The organism is Affinirhizobium straminoryzae (assembly GCF_007004135.1).
Taxonomy (GTDB): Bacteria; Pseudomonadota; Alphaproteobacteria; order Rhizobiales; family Rhizobiaceae; genus Neorhizobium; species Neorhizobium straminoryzae.
The window spans coordinates 1-1,307 of sequence record NZ_VJMG01000134.1; the positions used below are offsets into that span (position 1 = coordinate 1).

Below are 1,307 nucleotides of genomic sequence, written 5' to 3' on the forward strand. Positions count from 1 at the left end.
CGGCGGCATGGGCCAGCATGGTATAGACCTTGCCGGTATCCGAGGTCAGATAGCTCTGGGTGACGCTGCGGTCGCGGTCGGTGCGGGCAACATCGTTCAGCAGCTTTTCGAAATCGGCGATGTAGCGGTCGACAGCGGTGCGGAATTCCGGCTCGCGGTCGTACTTGCGCTTGATCTCGTCAAAGGTCTGCTGGCCTTTCAGCGTATAGAGCCGGCGGGTGAAGACGTCACGCTCGCCGCGCTGGTAGCGACGCCACAGTTCGACCGAGGCATCGTGATCGATGGCACGCGCGATATCGACCGAGAGCGAGTTGAGCGACTCGACCATGTGGCGCGGGTTGCGGCCGTCGGCGGCACGGGCCTGCGGCTCGGCGGTCCGCTGCGCCGGCTGGCGTACGGGTGCTGCCGGGGCCTGCGGAGCGTCCTCACGGGAGGCGCCGCGCAACAGGTCGCTGATCCAGCCGCCGCCTTCACCACCGCGTGCGGCAGGCGCTTCCGGCTGGCGCTGTGCGACGGCAGGGCTGCGGTCCGCAGGCAGGCTGCCGCGCAGGCCACCACTTACGGCCTCCTGCCGGGGGGCGGGCCGGGGGGCGGGTTGTGCAGGTGCCATCGGCGGCCGGTTGCCATAGGAGACGGTCTGTTGCTGCGGCCGGGCAGGGGCTGCCGGGGCAGGCGCAAAGCTCTGTGGCTGTGCAGCCGGCTGGCGCGGAGCGGCGGCGGCGGGCTGTGAGATTTCCAGCGTCTGCGCGGACTTGCCGACAATCGCGGAAATATCCTGCAGGGCCTTGATCTGTTCGGCCACCGCGCGCCGCATGGCCGCAGCGCTTTCCTTGGCCTCTTCCGGCAGGTCGAAGGCGCCACGCTTCAGTTCGGCGCGGGTATCGTCCAGTTCGCGGCGGATCTCGCCGGCCGAGCGGCGGATTTCCTCCGTGGCGCCGGCGAAGCGGGAAATCGCCTCCTCGACAGACTGCCGCAGCGTATTCCGCAGATGTTCGGCGGCGACATCGGACTTGCCGGCGGCTTCCGTCATCAGGCGTTCGACATCGGAGAGCGAACCGGCAATGCCGCCGCGCATCCGTTCGGCCAGCATCCGCGAGCGCTTCTCGGCCTCCGTCAGCGTGCCTTCGATGGCGCGCTGCGCGTCGTCGCTCGCCTGGGTCAGCGCCGCGCGCATGCCCTCGGCCGTCTGCTGCGCACGCTGTTCGGCTTCGCCAAGCGAGCGGTTGATGTCGGTGAACGAACCCTGCAGGTTCTGGCGCAGCAGCGCGCCGACTTCCGCCGAGCGGGCCTCGGCGCGGTCGAAGGCG

At 69.8% G+C, this 1,307-nt stretch carries 1 pseudogene; it reads right to left on the reverse strand.

The window, feature by feature from the left end:
- A pseudogene (locus FNA46_RS25825) lies at positions 1 to 1,307 on the reverse strand (apolipoprotein A-IV repeat region-like domain-containing protein); the annotation flags it as partial.